The 14,048-nt window shown below is 64.7% G+C and carries 13 protein-coding genes; 4 read left to right on the top strand and 9 right to left on the bottom strand.

Annotated features, from left to right (window positions below; all coding sequences use genetic code 11):
• The first annotated feature begins 69 nt into the window (after positions 1 to 69).
• Positions 70 to 1,731: a CHASE domain-containing protein gene (locus ABIG06_RS06515; protein ID WP_370135207.1), complete on the top strand. Its 1,662-nt coding sequence runs from the start codon at positions 70 to 72 to the stop codon at positions 1,729 to 1,731.
• Here the strand turns inward: ABIG06_RS06515 and ABIG06_RS06510 are convergent.
• The 5 genes from ABIG06_RS06510 to ABIG06_RS06490 form a co-directional block, all read right to left on the bottom strand.
• Positions 1,728 to 2,372, bottom strand: a complete 645-nt coding sequence (locus ABIG06_RS06510; RefSeq protein ID WP_370135205.1) for a TetR/AcrR family transcriptional regulator — start codon at positions 2,370 to 2,372, stop codon at positions 1,728 to 1,730. The two genes, ABIG06_RS06515 and ABIG06_RS06510, sit on opposite strands and share 4 nt — an antisense overlap.
• Before the next feature lie 46 nt (positions 2,373 to 2,418).
• Entirely contained in the window at positions 2,419 to 3,561 is a 1,143-nt protein-coding gene (locus tag ABIG06_RS06505) for an OpgC domain-containing protein (protein WP_370135202.1), read from the bottom strand.
• Between the two features lie 188 nt (positions 3,562 to 3,749).
• Positions 3,750 to 4,205, bottom strand: coding sequence for a hypothetical protein (locus tag ABIG06_RS06500; RefSeq protein WP_370135201.1), 456 nt, complete (start codon positions 4,203 to 4,205; stop codon positions 3,750 to 3,752).
• Positions 4,206 to 4,289: 84 nt separating this feature from the next.
• The gene (locus tag ABIG06_RS06495; protein ID WP_370135198.1) at positions 4,290 to 4,661 is read right to left on the bottom strand and encodes a DUF883 family protein; all 372 of its coding nucleotides are present in this window, start codon (positions 4,659 to 4,661) and stop codon (positions 4,290 to 4,292) included.
• A 78-nt stretch (positions 4,662 to 4,739) separates the two neighbouring features.
• Positions 4,740 to 5,852, bottom strand: a complete 1,113-nt coding sequence (locus ABIG06_RS06490) for an AI-2E family transporter (protein ID WP_424578092.1) — start codon at positions 5,850 to 5,852, stop codon at positions 4,740 to 4,742.
• A gap of 209 nt (positions 5,853 to 6,061) precedes the next feature.
• Here ABIG06_RS06490 and ABIG06_RS06485 point away from each other — a divergent pair, with 209 nt between their 5' ends.
• The 3 genes from ABIG06_RS06485 (at position 6,062) to ABIG06_RS06475 (ending at position 7,915) form a co-directional block, all read left to right on the top strand.
• Positions 6,062 to 6,847: a L,D-transpeptidase gene (locus ABIG06_RS06485; RefSeq protein WP_370135192.1), complete on the top strand. Its 786-nt coding sequence runs from the start codon at positions 6,062 to 6,064 to the stop codon at positions 6,845 to 6,847.
• 16 nt (positions 6,848 to 6,863) lie between these two features.
• Positions 6,864 to 7,514 (top strand): DUF2865 domain-containing protein, encoded by a 651-nt coding sequence (locus tag ABIG06_RS06480; RefSeq protein ID WP_370135189.1) that lies wholly within the window; start codon positions 6,864 to 6,866, stop codon positions 7,512 to 7,514.
• Between the two features lie 245 nt (positions 7,515 to 7,759).
• Complete coding sequence (locus tag ABIG06_RS06475; protein WP_008546817.1) at positions 7,760 to 7,915, top strand: Thivi_2564 family membrane protein; 156 nt, start codon at positions 7,760 to 7,762, stop codon at positions 7,913 to 7,915.
• Positions 7,916 to 8,142: 227 nt separating this feature from the next.
• On the opposite strand, the gene ABIG06_RS06470 is transcribed toward ABIG06_RS06475, so the two are convergent.
• The 4 genes from ABIG06_RS06470 to cysD all read right to left on the bottom strand — a co-directional run bounded on the left by ABIG06_RS06470 (position 8,143) and on the right by cysD (position 13,805).
• Positions 8,143 to 8,343: a CsbD family protein gene (locus ABIG06_RS06470; protein ID WP_024340516.1), complete on the bottom strand. Its 201-nt coding sequence runs from the start codon at positions 8,341 to 8,343 to the stop codon at positions 8,143 to 8,145.
• 160 nt (positions 8,344 to 8,503) lie between these two features.
• Entirely contained in the window at positions 8,504 to 10,669 is a 2,166-nt protein-coding gene (locus ABIG06_RS06465) for a malate synthase G (RefSeq protein ID WP_370135186.1), read from the bottom strand.
• Positions 10,670 to 11,071: 402 nt separating this feature from the next.
• Positions 11,072 to 12,988: an adenylyl-sulfate kinase gene (gene cysC, locus ABIG06_RS06460; RefSeq protein ID WP_370135183.1), complete on the bottom strand. Its 1,917-nt coding sequence runs from the start codon at positions 12,986 to 12,988 to the stop codon at positions 11,072 to 11,074.
• 22 nt (positions 12,989 to 13,010) lie between these two features.
• Positions 13,011 to 13,805, bottom strand: a complete 795-nt coding sequence (gene cysD, locus ABIG06_RS06455; protein ID WP_370140801.1) for a sulfate adenylyltransferase subunit CysD — start codon at positions 13,803 to 13,805, stop codon at positions 13,011 to 13,013.
• Positions 13,806 to 14,048: the final 243 nt, after the last annotated feature.

The raw sequence follows: 14,048 nt of genomic DNA, 5'->3' as shown, positions 1-14,048 counted from the left end.
TGGCCGTTCAAGCGGCGTTCACATGCTCCGTGTTTATTGCCGACCTCCTGCTTTCGCCTGAGTAGTCGCGTGGTCAGGCTGGGTTTCATCATCGGCTTCATCGCTCTGCTCGGGGTCTTGCTCTCCGGGCTTGCAGCCTATCGCGTCCACGACCAGGAGCTGGCGCTGGATCGGATCGCGCTCGCGCGTGCGATCGACGTTCATGCGAGCCTGGTTCAGGACCGCCTCACCGAGCGGGAGCTGCTCGCGCGTGTCGCCTCAGGCCTGTTCCGCACGCCATCCGTGATCAAGCCGAACATGCTGGAGCCGCTGCGCTCGGCGATCTACGCCTTCAAGACCGATTTCGTGGTGGCCGGCTGGATCGCCCGGCTGAAGCCGAACGAGCTCGCGGCGGCGCAGGCCGCGATCGCCGGCGCCGGCTTCCCAAATCCGCAGATCCGTTCCTATGACGACAAGCCGATCAATCCGGCCGAAATCACTCAGCCGATCGACGTGCTGATGGACCTCGAGCCACGCAGCAACGAGACCAAGACGCTGCCCGGTCGCAGCTACGATCAGGATCCCGTTCGCAGCGCTATGCTGACGCGTGCGCGCGCCGAGAAGAGGTCGGTTGCCTCGGACCCGGTGCCGCTGATCCGAGGGAACGGCGCCGTCGGCATCATCGTGGCTGCGCCCGTCATTCCCGAGGGAGCAACGGAGCCTGCCGGCTTCGTCACATTCTCCTACGAGCTCGCCACGCTGATGCTCACCAATGACGACTTGTCGGTGTTCGCGGTCGCGCTTAGGGATCCGCGCAAGGAAGGCGGCGAGCTGATCGCCAACGATCAGGGCGTGGTCTCGTCGCGCAGGGTTGCAGCGGACGGGCCGGCGCCGTCGGCGACGCGCACCGTGAGCTTCGGTGGGCGTGACTGGCAGCTCAGCTACTACGCGAAAACCAACTCGGCGCGTCGTGCCGAGCAGACCGCGATCATCGTGGCGGCAATCGGCTTTGCGATCACGGCAATGGTGTGCGGCCTGTTCGGCTATGTCGCCTACAACAATCTGCGGCTCAGCCGGGAGATCCAGGTCAGGATCGGGTTCGAGCGCCGGCTGACCGCGGTCATCGACGAGCTCAACCACCGCGTCAAGAACATCCTGGCGGTGATCCAGTCGATCGTGACTCGCACCTTGCGCCACGGCTCGGACATCGACACCGCGCGCGAGCTGCTGATCGGGCGCATCCACGCGATGTCCAACGTGGTCTCGCTGCTGAGCGAGAGCCAGTGGCAGGGCGTCAAGCTGAAGGGCCTGTTCGAGGCGCGCGCCATCCCGCATGCCGACCGCATCGCCGTCACCGGTCCCGATATCGCGGTCAGCGCACGCGCGGCGCAGAGCCTGTCGCTGCTGTTCTTCGAGCTGGCCTCGCATTCCGACGAGGGCCTGTCGCTGGTTGGAAAGCATCCACACATCACCGCCAACTGGACGGTGACGGGAGAGGACGGCAGCGAGGTCTTCCATTTCCGCTGGGAGGAGTTCAACACCAGCGAGGCGACGCGCCGGCCCGATTCCGATTTCGGCCTGATCCTGCTCGACCGCGTTGCGCCCGAGGCGCTAGGGGGCACCGCCAAGCGCTTCTTCACCGACGTCTCCTACGTCTATGAATTGACCGCACCGATGGAGACGGTGGTCGACATGACCGAGCGCGACCGCACGGACAAGATCTCGGCGCCGGTCAGGCCCGTGCGCAGCTAACCCTTCGGAAGCAACACGAGATCGACGAGGTTGCGCGCGTAAGCCGGCGTGACCGGCGTGATGCCGAAGACGTAGCGATAGAACAGGCTGCCATAGATCGCATCGTAGAGATCCTCGGGAAGGCCCTCGGCCAGAATGCTGCCATCCTGCTGGCCCGCGGCGATCATCTCGACGAGCGCGTCGCGGCGGAATTGCAGATAGCGCGCGTAGAACAGCTCCGCCGAGCCGGTCTTCGAGATGCATTCGGAGATGACGGCGAGCTGGACCTTGCCGAACTCGCCCTGGAGCGCTTCGGCATAGGCCGCGGCATGGCGGCGCGCGCGCGCCGCGGGGTTGCCGGCACTCGCCGGCGGCAGCGGCAGCATCTGCGCGGCGTGGTGGAGAAATGCGTCGATCAAAAGCGCCTCGCGGGACGGCCACCACTTGTAGATCGTCATCTTGGAGACGCTGGAATGGCGCGCGACCGCGTCGATGGTGGTGGCGGCAAGGCCGGTGGAGGCCATCAGCGTATAGGCGCTCTCGAGAATGGCGTTGCTGGTCTCGATTGACCTTGGCCGGCCGCGCCGGGGCGCGCTGTCAGCCTCGTCACTCCCGCCTTTCGCCCCCGCCACGCCCGGTCTCCTCACACAGACTTTCGGCATAGCGCAGCCATAGCCTTCGGCCTAGCAGAATCGCACGATTTTGCGACTAGGCCTGCTGCCTCAGGGCGGCAGGCAGGTCCTGCCGCTTCGACCAGGCGACGTAGTAGGCGACGGCGGTCATCGCCGCGAAGCCGATGATGCTCACCACGATCTGCATCACCACCAGGTTAGGGCTGGTGATCAGGATGAGATGGCCGGCAAAGGACAGGAACACGCCGACGCAGAACACGGCGAGCCATTCCTCGCCGCATCGTATGACCGCCTGAAGCGGCTTCAATCGCAGGCCGGGGTGATCGGCCGGAACCAGATGGGTCGCGAGCAAGGCGAGCGCTAGGAAGTGAATCACGCGATAAGGCGCGAGATTCTCCTTGTCGGTCGGCGCGATGCTGTCGAGGAGCGGGCCCGGCAGATAGGCTGCCAGTTCCGGCGAATGGCGCGACAGGGTGACCGCCATCGCGAAGACGAGATAGCTCCCTGCGAGTATCCGCAGCCAGGGAAGGTCGCGCAGCGCCCGCCCCGGTGCGCCCGTGACGGCGAACCATCCGCCCAGCACCATCAACATCTGCCAGCAGAGCGGATTGAAGGTCCACTCCTGGTCGGGGGAGACCCGAAAATTCCACTCGAACCAGCGTGCGGCAAGATACAGCGCCACCGATGCCGCAAGCGTCAGGTTCGGCCGTCGCAACAGACCCCACAGCGCGAGCGGAAAGAAGGCCATCAGCGGAATCATCAACTGCAGAAGGTCGAGGTTCAGCGGCTCTTCCTGGAGCACGAGACCGCGAATCAGGATCCGCAACGGATGCTCGAGAATCCCTGAGATGTTGTATTCGTGGATGATCTCCGGCGCCATCGATTGCGAGGCGACGTAGGCGATGGCGTCGATATAGATCACGAACAGCACGACATAGGCGGCGTAGAGCCGCCAGACGCGGCGAAAGATTCGCGTCGCCGCGACCACGTAGCCGCGCTCCAGGGCCATCCTGCCGTGGATGATGGCGACGCCATAACCCACCACGAACACGAACAGGTCCGCAGCACCGCTGAAGCCGAAGTTGCGCAGCGTCAGCAGGTTGACGACGTTGTTCGGAATGTGGTCGACGAAAACCGACCAGTTGGCAATGCCGAGCGTCAAATACAGCCTGGCGTCGTGATGGAATGCGGCGAGGTTCGCCTTGACGGACGGTTTCATTGAGTAAAATAGCTTTTGGAATCAGGGTGATGCTTTTAGCGGCAACCGCCTGCCCATCCGAGTAGCGTTTGCGTGAGTGGGGCCGGGTTTGCACCAGTGGGCGCAAAATTGCGCGGCGTCGCCCCTATCGAATGCGGAGAGACGCGCTCGCGGAGCTTGCGACGAAATTTTCTAACCGGCTCTGACGGCTACTCGGCAGGTTCAGCCGACACCTCGTCGGAGACACCGGCGCGGCTCGCCAGGATTCCGAGGGCGACGCCGCCGATCGCCAGGATCGGCAACAGCCGCTTCATCCCGATGGCGCGAACGATCTGGAGCCCGGTGGCGAGGAGCATTGGATCTGCAAGCATGCTCTGCGCGGCCGACTTCGCAGCGCGCTCGGCCGCGATCCGGGCACGCTTCTGCACCTCGCGCTTGTAGCCCCAATAAGAGCCTGCCGCGGCCAGGGTCAGCAGGAAGAAGATGCCCGCGCCGGCAAGACAGGCCTGCACCGGGCCATACTTCTCCAGGACCGAGATGAAGGCGGCGGCACAAAGGAAGCCTGTCGTCACCAACAGGGCCAAGGCCGCGCCAGCGGCAAGGGAGGTCAGCCGGACAGTCGTGCCGGTGGATGCACTGATCCCGTCTATGATGCGCTGAAACATGGCCTTACTCCTCAATTCCCACCAGCCGAATCGTCACGGGCCGACAGCGGCGGCGCGCCGCCGCTTCGATACGCGCTAGCGATTCTACCGGCGCCAGGCAACGCCGATCAGGAAGCCGATGCCGAGCGCGAGTCCGACGGTCGCGAGCGGACGCTGCGTGATCGCGTCTTCCAGCGTCTCCTCGATGGAGCCGTAGGCGTCCTGTGCTGCCTCCATCATCGCGCTGCCGCGCTCCGACACGTCGTCGATCGCGGTATCCATGTTGTCGCGCGCCTGGCGATAGCCTCGGCGAGCCTGCTTGCTCGTGGAATTGGCAAAGGTGTTGAGTGCGTCGGTGATCTGGTCGGTGAGGGCGGCGATATCGCTTTTCACGGCTGCTACATCCTTCTCAAGGCGTTCTCTGGTGGCTTTGTCGGTCCAGTCTCTCATCCCGGGTTGGGCATTGGTCGTGGACATCAGGAGCTCCGAGCTGTTGACGGCTGAGTTGGGCGGAAAACGTTTCGTCGCCGGGTAAGTTCCGTTCGGGGAAACCGGTCAGGCTTGCGGGAGCTGCGGCGAATTCTCCGGCAGCAGGTGCTCCTTCAGGATCAGCGCGACGATCAGGAGCGGCGACGACAGGAACGCGCCCATCGGTCCCCACAGCCAGGTCCAGAACGCGAGCGCGAGCAGCACGGCGAGCGCATTCAGGGCCAGCCGCCGTCCGATGATTGTCGGCGTGATGAAGTGCCCCTCCAGAAAGGTGAGGCCGCCGAAGGCGAGTGCGGCTATCAGGCCGCCGCCGATGGTCGGAAAGGCGATAAGCCCAACCAGGACCAGCACCGCGAACATCGCCACCGGCCCGATGATCGGGATGAAGTTGAGCGTCGCTGCCAGCGCGCCGAGCCCCGCCGGATTGGGCATTCCGGTGAGCGCGCAGATGAGGCCGGTGGCGACACCAACTCCGACATTGATGACGGTGACGGTCAGGAGATAATTGCCGAGATGGACCTCGATCTCGTTGAGGATCCGCAGCGTGCGCAGCCGCGCGTCACGATCGCTGAAGGTCATGATCATGGCCCGCCTCAGGTCGCGCCAGCTCGCGATGAACAGGATCAGGGTGACGAAGAACAGCAGGAATTCGGTAAAGGTCGGTGACAGGAATTCGATCGTCGGCTGCACCCAGTCGACCTTGGGGATCTGGAAGCTCGGCAATCCTTCCGAACCGCCGAGCATGGCCTGCATCTCCCGCCACAGCGCGAGCGGCCGGTCGAACACGTGGAGCTTGTCCTTCAGCTGAGCACCGAGCTCCGGAAGGCGCGTGCTCCATTCCATCACCGGCGAGGCGATCAGCGCCACCATGAAGGTGACCACCGCGGTCACCGCGACCACGATCAGGACGGCGCCGACGCTGCGGGGGACCTTGTACCGCTCGAGAAAGCCCGCCGCCGGAGATAGCATCGTGCCAGTGACGAAGGCCATCACCACGGGCAGGAAGAACGCCCTTCCAACGTAGAGCACCGTAACGATGGCAATCAGCAACAGTCCTGCGAGCGCGAAGGCGACGAATTCGGTGCGGCGGATCACCGGCGGCAGCTCGGCACGGCTCTCGGGAAGCGGATCGCCTTCGCTGTTGCCGGAAATCAGACGTTCGCTGGGAAGGACGCGCACAATATCTCTCCTGCACGGAAGCCGCGATCCGCGCGCCCATTGACGACTACACAACGCAAGGACGGCGCACCGGTTCCATCGCGGCTTCGTGAACGGCTGCTCGCTTGACTGTGACGTCGGTGCCGCACGTTGCGCCGGAACTTCGATCCAGCCGGCGGAGTTTGTCCGGCAGCGCATCACCCTGATGCACCTTTCCAACGGGGCAGCACATGACCAACTTGTTTGCAGTCCGTCGCAGCTTCTCGCCGCGCGCCGTCGGCGCTTTCGCTTTCGCAACCGCTCTGCTCGCAGTGTCCCTTGGCAGCGCGAGCGCGCAAACGTTCGGCTATGCACCGTTCCAGCCACGGGCGTACCCGCAGGACCAGGGTTACTCCCAGAGCGACGTCAACGAGGCGCCGCAGCCCGCCGACGAGGACGCCCAGTTGCCCGACCGGCTTCGCAAGCAGATCGTCAGCTTCGACAGGAGCGAGCCCGCCGGTACCATCGTCATCGATACCAACAATACCTATCTCTACTACGTGCTCGGCAACGGCCGCGCGATTCGGTATGGCGTCGGCGTCGGCCGGGAAGGCTTCACCTGGTCGGGCGTGCAGAGCGTCAGCCGGAAGGCCGAGTGGCCGGACTGGCATCCGCCAGCCCAAATGATCGCGCGCCAGCCCTATCTGCCGCGCTTCGTCGCCGGCGGCCCCGGCAATCCGCTCGGCGCGCGCGCGATGTATCTCGGCTCCAGCGAATACCGCATCCATGGCACCAACGATCCCTCTACAATCGGCAAATTCGTCTCGTCCGGCTGCATCCGCATGACCAACGAGGACGTCATCGACCTGTTCAACCGGGTCAATGTCGGTGCCAAGGTCGTGGTGCTGCCGAAGAACGCGCCGCTGATGGCCAGGGGAGGCGACAGGGCCGGCGAGCCCGTGCGCAAGCGTCCGGCCGTGACGACGTTGTCCTCGGGCAGGCAGGCGTTGAACATCACGACGTCGGCCGTGAACTAGGAGTGAGCGAGGTCATATGAGCAGACGCCTGGTTGGCAAGGTGGCCGGTGGTGCGGCGATCCTGGCCGTTGTCTCCGCCGGTCTGGCGTCGGTACCGTCGGCGCACGCGGAGGATTTCTTCTCGGCGTTGTTCGGCGGCTTCCGGATGCGGCCACCGCCCGAGATCCGGATGCCTTTCCCGCATGACGACATGCCGCGCTACGATGCGCCGCGCCAGCGAGCCTCCTATGGTGGCGGCACGGCTTATTGCGTGCGCGGCTGCGACGGCCGCTATTTCCCCGCGCAAGGGAGCGATGCCGAAAGCAAGGCGCAGTCCTGCAAGAGCTTCTGCCCGGCCTCCGAAACCTCGTTGGTCTACGGCAGCAATATCGACGACGCCACGACGGAGAACGGAAAGTCCTACTCCAATCTGCCGAACGCGTTCCGGTATCGCAACGAGATCGTCGCGGGCTGCACCTGCAACGGCAAGGATCCGGCAGGTCTCGCATCGGTCAAGGTCGAGGACGATCCCACCCTGCGCAAGGGCGATATCGTCGCCGGCGCTGGCGGCCTCGTGGTCGCCAGCCGCAACGCCAACGACCGCCGCGGCGTCGCAATGAATTTCTCGCCACTGCCGGAGTCGGTGCGCGCCAAATTCCGCCGGGTCCCGGTGGTGGCGAAGGAGTAGGGACGCCGCATCGAAGGGGACCGTCGCCGAACAACAGTGGTCTCCGGGCAAGCTCGCCGCGACCGCACGCAGATCTCAACTGTGATGGTGGTCTCAATCTCGTCGGAAGAATGACATCATAGGCGGCCGGGCCGATCGTAGGACGACGGATTCTGCGAGAGGTTGCAGCGGGTTGCTGAAATGGAACCGACTAGAGTGCAGCGCGTTAAGAACGGCGGCGCAATTTGCCACAAGGGGGTCCTGCAATGCTGGTGGGCGTACTCGTTACCTTTCTCGTCGTCATTCTCGTACTTTATCTCATCAACATGTTGCCGATGGATGGCCGCGCCAAGCAGATCGCGCGCGTCATCGTCATCATCATCGGCATCGTGTCGCTGCTGAAATATCTTGCAGTGTTCTAGCCCCGACGCAGCGAAAGCGAAATCCGGGACGTGCCTCAATCGAGACAAGTGCCGGATTCGCTTCGCATCGTCTGGGTTGCGAATCTTCAGAAACAAAAACCCCGGCCTGAGCCGAGGCTTCCTGGTGCTGCGTTTCGCGTTCCGACGGAATCGGAACGGGGGCTCTAGATTCCTGTCTTGACGCGTTTTCTTGACGCGAACCGGCGTCCACTTCGCTCGAAAACGCTCTAGTGCAGCCCTTTGAGCCAGTCGTCGACGTCCTGACGAACCTGGTCCTTGGCCTTGCCATAACGTTCCTGCAGGCGGCCCTCGAGCTGTTCGCGGCGGCCCTCGATCAGTTGAAGGTCGTCGTCGGTGAGCTTGCCCCACTTCTCCTTGGCCGAGCCCTTGAACTGCTTCCAGTTTCCTTCGATCCGATTCCAGTCCATGACCATCTCCCATGGGTTGATGGCCGGACAACGCGAGGCTCGCGCAGCCGGTTCCGCCGCGTATCGCGACGTTTCGTCCGCGATACGAGTGCGCACCAAAAAGCCCCGGCGATGGCCGGGGCTCTTGATATTCAACAGATCAGCTCAGCCAAGCGCCTTCTCAACCCAGCGCCTTGGCCTCGCGGCGGCGGGCGGTGAGGATGTATTCGGTGTAGCCGTTCGGCTGCTCGCGGCCTTTGAAGATGAGGTCGCAGGCCGCCTTGAAGGCGACGCCGTCGAAGGCGGGCGCCATCGGCTTGTAGATGGCATCGCCCGCGTTCTGCTTGTCGACGACGATGGCCATGCGCTTCAGCGATTCCATCACCTGCGCCTCGGTGATCACACCCTGGTGCAGCCAGTTGGCGAGATGCTGGCTGGAGATGCGCAAGGTGGCGCGGTCTTCCATCAGGCCGACATCGTGGATGTCGGGCACCTTGGAGCAGCCGACGCCCTGGTCGATCCAGCGCACGACGTAGCCGAGGATGCCCTGGCAATTGTTGTCGATCTCCTGCTTGACGTCATCTGGCGCCCAGTTCGACTTCGACACCGGGATGGTGAGGATGTCCGACAGCTTCGCGCGCGGGCCGCCCTTGGTGAGTTCCTGCTGGCGCGCGATGACGTTGACCTGGTGGTAGTGCAGTGCGTGCAGCGTCGCCGCGGTCGGGGAGGGCACCCAGGCGGTGGTGGCGCCCGCCTGCGGATGGCCGAGCTTCTGCGCCAGCATGTCCGCCATCTTGTCGGGCGCAGCCCACATGCCCTTGCCGATCTGGGCGTGGCCGGGCAGGCCACAGGTCAGGCCCATGTCGACGTTCCAGTCCTCATAGGCCTTGATCCAGGCCTGCGCCTTCATCTCGTTCTTGCGGATCATCGGGCCCGCTTCCATCGAGGTGTGGATCTCGTCGCCGGTGCGGTCGAGGAAGCCGGTGTTGATGAACATGATGCGCTTGGAGGCGCGCTGGATGCAGGCCTTGAGGTTGACGGTGGTGCGCCGCTCCTCGTCCATGATGCCGACCTTGAGCGTGTTCTCGGGCAGGCCCAGCATCTTCTCGACGCGGTCGAAGATCTCGCAGGTCAGCGACACCTCGTCGGGGCCGTGCATCTTCGGCTTGACGATATAGGCAGATCCCGTGCGGCTGTTCTTGAACTTGGAGAGGCCCTTGAGGTCGTGAATGGCGAGAAGGCCGGACACGGCGGCATCGAGCAGGCCTTCCGGGACTTCCTCGCCCTTCTCGTCCAGCACGGCGTCGGTGAACATGTGGTGACCGCAATTGCGCATCAACAGCAGGCTGCGGCCGTGCAGCTTGAGCTCGCCCGTGCCGTCCGGGGTCTTGTAGCTGCGATCGGGGTTGAGCGAGCGCGTCAGCGTCTTGCCGCCCTTCTCGAAATCGGCTGACAGCGTGCCGTTCATCAGGCCGAGCGTGTTGCGGTAGACCAGCACCTTGTCCTCGGCATCGACCGCGGCGACCGAGTCCTCCATGTCGAGAATGGTGGAGACCGCGGCCTCCATGATCATGTCGGCGACGCCGGCCGGATCGTCCTTGCCGATCGCGCTGCTGCGGTCGATCTTGACCTCGATATGCAGGCCGTTGTTGACGAGCAGCACCGCGCTCGGCGCCGCCGCATCGCCCTGGAAGCCGGCGAACTGTGCGGCGTTCTTCAGTGCGGTGGCGTTGCCGCTCTTCAGCTTCACCGCGAGCTGGCCCGCGACGACGCTGTAGGCGGTGACGTCGGTGTGGCTGCCGGTCGCGAGCGGGACGGCGGCATCGAGAAACGCCTTGGCCTTGGCGATCACCTTGTCGCCGCGCGCCTTGTTGTAGCCCTTGCCGCTCTCGGCAGCGTCGTGAGGAATCGCGTCGGTGCCGTAGAACGCGTCATAGAGCGAGCCCCAGCGTGCGTTCGCCGCGTTCAGCGCATAGCGTGCATTGGTGAGGGGCACGACGAGCTGCGGGCCGCAGATCCGGCCAATCTCCTCGTCGACATTGGCCGTCTCGACCTTCTGAGTCGCCGGCTCCGGGACGAGATAGCCGATCTCCTTGAGGAAGGTGGTATAGGCGGCGAGGTCGAACCCCTTGCCCTTGTTGGCACGATGCCAGTCGTCGATCTTGGCCTGAAGCGTGTCGCGGAATGCGAGCAGCGACCGGTTCTTCGGCCCCATTTCCTTGATGATGGCGGCAAGCCCGGCCCAGAACGCATCCGGCGCGATCCCGGTTTTCGGGGCCGCTTCCTTGGCGATGAAGTCAAACAGAACAGGGGCGATCTTCAATCCGTGGGCGTCGACGCGTTTCATGATGGGCTTTCTTGTTGGAAATGGCTGTTTTTGGCTGCTTTTGACCCGTCAGCAGCAAAATGCGCCCACGCAGGGCGACTTTCGGGGCCTATTAGCCCCAAAATCAAGGCCGTGAGAAGACCCCCAGGGGGTTGTCAAAATGTCAAGGAGAGGGGAGGGACGCAGCGCGTTTTACAAGTTTGAGCCCAACTTCGTGCCACGCGCGCTACTGCGCTCCCTGCCCCGGAGGGCGGGGAGAGGGGTGGCCCAGCAAAAGGTGTGTCGGAGTTCGGCGTGAAATCAGTTCGCGCTGATGGAGAGAGTCCCCGTGTAGACCCCTCTCCCCTAACCCTCCCCCGCAAGGGAGGAGGGAACGCACTGCCAGTGTTGGCGGCAGCGAGCGCACCAACGAATGCACGTGCCTCAAATATTCGCCGCGAGGTCCACGACCTCGTCGAACAGCACGCCGGTCGTCTTCAGCATGCGCTCGATCTCGTCGGCCGCCTCCGCGACCGTTCGCCTCGACGTGTCGATCACGAGCTCCGCCGCCTCGGGCTTCTCGTAGTCGTTGCCGATGCCGGTGAACGAGGCGAGCGCGCCGGCGCGAGCCTTCTTGTAATGGCCCTTGGGATCGCGCTCCTCGCAGATCTCGGCCGGTGTCGCGACGTGGATCTCGCGGAACGCGGTATCGGCAATGCGGCGCGCGGCTGCGCGGTCCTCGCGCGCGGGCGAGACCGCGGCGACGATGGCGATGTGGCCGTTGCGGGCGAGATGCGTCGCGACCTCGGCGAGGCGGCGGATATTCTCGCTGCGATCAGTGGCGGAGAAGCCGAGATCGCTGTTGAGCCCGGCGCGCAGCGTGTCGCCGTCGAGCAGGATCGGCGAGCCGCCATTGGTGAAGAGATGCCGCTCCAGCGCCCGTGCCAGCGTCGACTTGCCGGAGGCCGGCAGGCCGGTGAGCCAGACCACGGCGCCATTGTGGCGGTAGCGGGCCGAGCGCTCGTCGCTACGCAGCGCCGATTCCACCGGCACGATGTCGACCGGCACGGCACGCTGGCCGGCATCGACCGACAGCACCAGGCCGCCGCCGGCGATGCGCCCCGCGACCTCGATCACGAGACGGCCGGTGCGGGGGTTCTCGGTGTAGGGATCGGTGGCGATCGGATTCGACAGCGAAATGTCGATCTCGCCGACATGGTTGCGGGCGATCGCCTTGTTCTCGGTGCTCGAGAGCTCGCCCGGATCGACCGCCTTCTCGATCGCCACCACGGTGGCGCGGCTTTCCTTCGGCCCGCAGCGCACCAGGATCTGGTCACCCTTGGCAAGCGGCTTGTCGTGCAGCCAGAAGATGCGTGCGCGCAGCCGGCGCGTTTCGCGTGGCGCGCTGTCTGCATGCGCGATGATGTCGCCGCGCTCGATGAACAGCTCGCGGTCGAGCGTGATGCCGACCGAGCGGCCGGCGCCCTGCCGTCCAGCCACCGGTGTCACCGGCCAGCTCTCGACGGTCTTGATCCGGGCAATCTTGCCGGCCGGCATGATCACGATCTCGTCGCCGGCAAGCAGGCTGCCGGATTCGATGCGGCCGGCGACAATGCGCCGGTCGTCGAACTTGTAGATCGCCTGCACCGGCAGCCGCAGCGCCAGCGCTTCCAGCGCCCGTGCCGGCTCGAGCCGGTCGAGCGCCTCGACCACGGTCGGCCCTTTGTACCAGCCGATCCGGTCGGTTCGCCCGGCGACGCCGTCGCCGTCGCGCGCGGAGATCGGGATCACAGCCGTCGGCGTCACGCCGAGGCCGCTGAGATGCGCGGAGATCTCGTCGCTGATGTCCTTGAAGCGCAGGTCCGAAAAATCGACGCGGTCCATCTTGTTGACGACGACTGCGACCTGCTTCACGCCGAGCAGATGCAGGAGATAGCCGTGCCGCCTGGTCTGGTCGCGCACGCCCTCGAGCGCGTCGATGATCAGCACCGCGCCGTCGGCCTGCGAGGCGCCGGTGATCATGTTGCGCAGGAACTCGGCGTGGCCGGGCGCGTCGATCAGCACGATGTCGCGCGAATTGGTGCGGAAGCGGATCTGCGTGGTGTCGATGGTGATGCCCTGGTCGCGCTCGGTCTGGAGCGCGTCGAGCAGGAACGACCATTCGAACGGCATGCCGCGGCGCGCGCTGACGGCTTTCAGCATTTCGAGCTTGCCCTCGGGCAGGCTGCCGGTCTCGTGCAGGAGGCGGCCGACCAGCGTCGACTTGCCGTGGTCGACATGGCCGACGATGACGATGCGCACCTGGGGACGCGTGGTGCCGTTCGGAGTGGCGGACGAAGCCGGGGTGACGATCATGTTCATGCGGGCGCTCGCGTCCTTGAGGTCAGAGATAGCCGGCGACGCGCAGGCGCTCGAAAGCGTCCTCGGTCTCGTGGTCGAGCGCGCGCCCCGAGCGCTCCGGCACCTTGGTCTGCTCGAGCTCGATCAGGATCTCGTCGATGCTGGAGGCGTTTGAGGCAACCGGATTGGTGATGTCCTGGTCACCCAGCGAGCGATAGCGCTTGCCGTTCTTTGCGAGATACAGCGGGATGATCGGGATGTTCTCGCGCTTGGTGTAGGCCCAGATGTCGGCCTCGGTCCAATGCAGGATCGGATGGATGCGCAAATGCGCGCCTTGCGGCGGCGAGGCGTTGAAATGATCCCAGAACTCCGGCGGCTGGTCGCGCACGTCCCAATTGCCCTCCAGGCCGCGCGGCGAGAACACGCGCTCCTTGGCGCGCGTTGCCTCCTCGTCGCGGCGGATGCCGGCAATCAGGCCGTCAAAGCCATACTTGGCGAGCGCCATCTTGAGGCCTTCGGTCTTGCGCGCGGCGGAACGCGCGGCCGGCGGCAGCGTCGGGTCGACGGCGTCGATCGGCGGGCAGGGCTCGACGCGCAGGTCCAGATCCCACTCCTTGCTGTAGTAATCGCGGAAGCGATACATCTCCGGAAACTTCTTTCCGGTATCGACGTGAAGGGCCGGGAACGGCATCTTGCCGAAGAAGGCTTTCCGCGCCAGCCAGATCATGACGTTGGAGTCCTTGCCGAGCGACCACAGCAGGGCGATCTTCTTCAGCCGGGCAAAGGCCTCACGGAAGATGTAGATGCTCTGCGCTTCGAGCTGGTCGAGATGGTCCATGCTCGGGGCAAGTTCGGCAGAAAATTCTTGCGCGCGCACGCGCTCGGCCAGCGCCGGGTTGCTCATCCGATCAGCAGCGGACTCGTCCTTGAGAAGATGCATCTCTGCCACTTTGCGTTTGGAGGCGAAAATTCTATAGTTGCACTGCGGAAGAGAAGAAAAAATTTTCTCTTTGCGCGCTCGGAACGAGACATATATAGAAAATAATTCCAGTCAACCCCGTTTGTGGGGAAGCGAGTAGCG

Origin of the sequence: Bradyrhizobium sp. USDA 326 (genome assembly GCF_049739485.1) — a bacterium.
Taxonomy (GTDB): domain Bacteria; phylum Pseudomonadota; class Alphaproteobacteria; order Rhizobiales; family Xanthobacteraceae; genus Bradyrhizobium.
The sequence above is the reverse complement of the archived record's forward strand: the minus strand, read 5'-3'. Positions and strand labels throughout refer to the sequence as shown.

What these genes read in the sequence shown, in the direction of transcription:
- cysD (WP_370140801.1), bottom strand. Translation starts at nt 13,805, where the DNA reads ATGGACCATCTCGACCAGCTCGAAGCGCAGAGCATCTACATCTTCCGT.
- ABIG06_RS06505 (WP_370135202.1), bottom strand. Translation starts at nt 3,561, where the DNA reads ATGAAACCGTCCGTCAAGGCGAACCTCGCCGCATTCCATCACGACGCC.
- ABIG06_RS06500 (WP_370135201.1), bottom strand. Translation starts at nt 4,205, where the DNA reads ATGTTTCAGCGCATCATAGACGGGATCAGTGCATCCACCGGCACGACT.
- ABIG06_RS06485 (WP_370135192.1), top strand. Translation starts at nt 6,062, where the DNA reads ATGACCAACTTGTTTGCAGTCCGTCGCAGCTTCTCGCCGCGCGCCGTC.
- ABIG06_RS06475 (WP_008546817.1), top strand. Translation starts at nt 7,760, where the DNA reads ATGCTGGTGGGCGTACTCGTTACCTTTCTCGTCGTCATTCTCGTACTT.
- cysC (WP_370135183.1), bottom strand. Translation starts at nt 12,988, where the DNA reads ATGAACATGATCGTCACCCCGGCTTCGTCCGCCACTCCGAACGGCACC.
- ABIG06_RS06495 (WP_370135198.1), bottom strand. Translation starts at nt 4,661, where the DNA reads ATGTCCACGACCAATGCCCAACCCGGGATGAGAGACTGGACCGACAAA.
- ABIG06_RS06465 (WP_370135186.1), bottom strand. Translation starts at nt 10,669, where the DNA reads ATGAAACGCGTCGACGCCCACGGATTGAAGATCGCCCCTGTTCTGTTT.
- ABIG06_RS06480 (WP_370135189.1), top strand. Translation starts at nt 6,864, where the DNA reads ATGAGCAGACGCCTGGTTGGCAAGGTGGCCGGTGGTGCGGCGATCCTG.
- ABIG06_RS06510 (WP_370135205.1), bottom strand. Translation starts at nt 2,372, where the DNA reads ATGCCGAAAGTCTGTGTGAGGAGACCGGGCGTGGCGGGGGCGAAAGGC.
- ABIG06_RS06470 (WP_024340516.1), bottom strand. Translation starts at nt 8,343, where the DNA reads ATGGACTGGAATCGGATCGAAGGAAACTGGAAGCAGTTCAAGGGCTCG.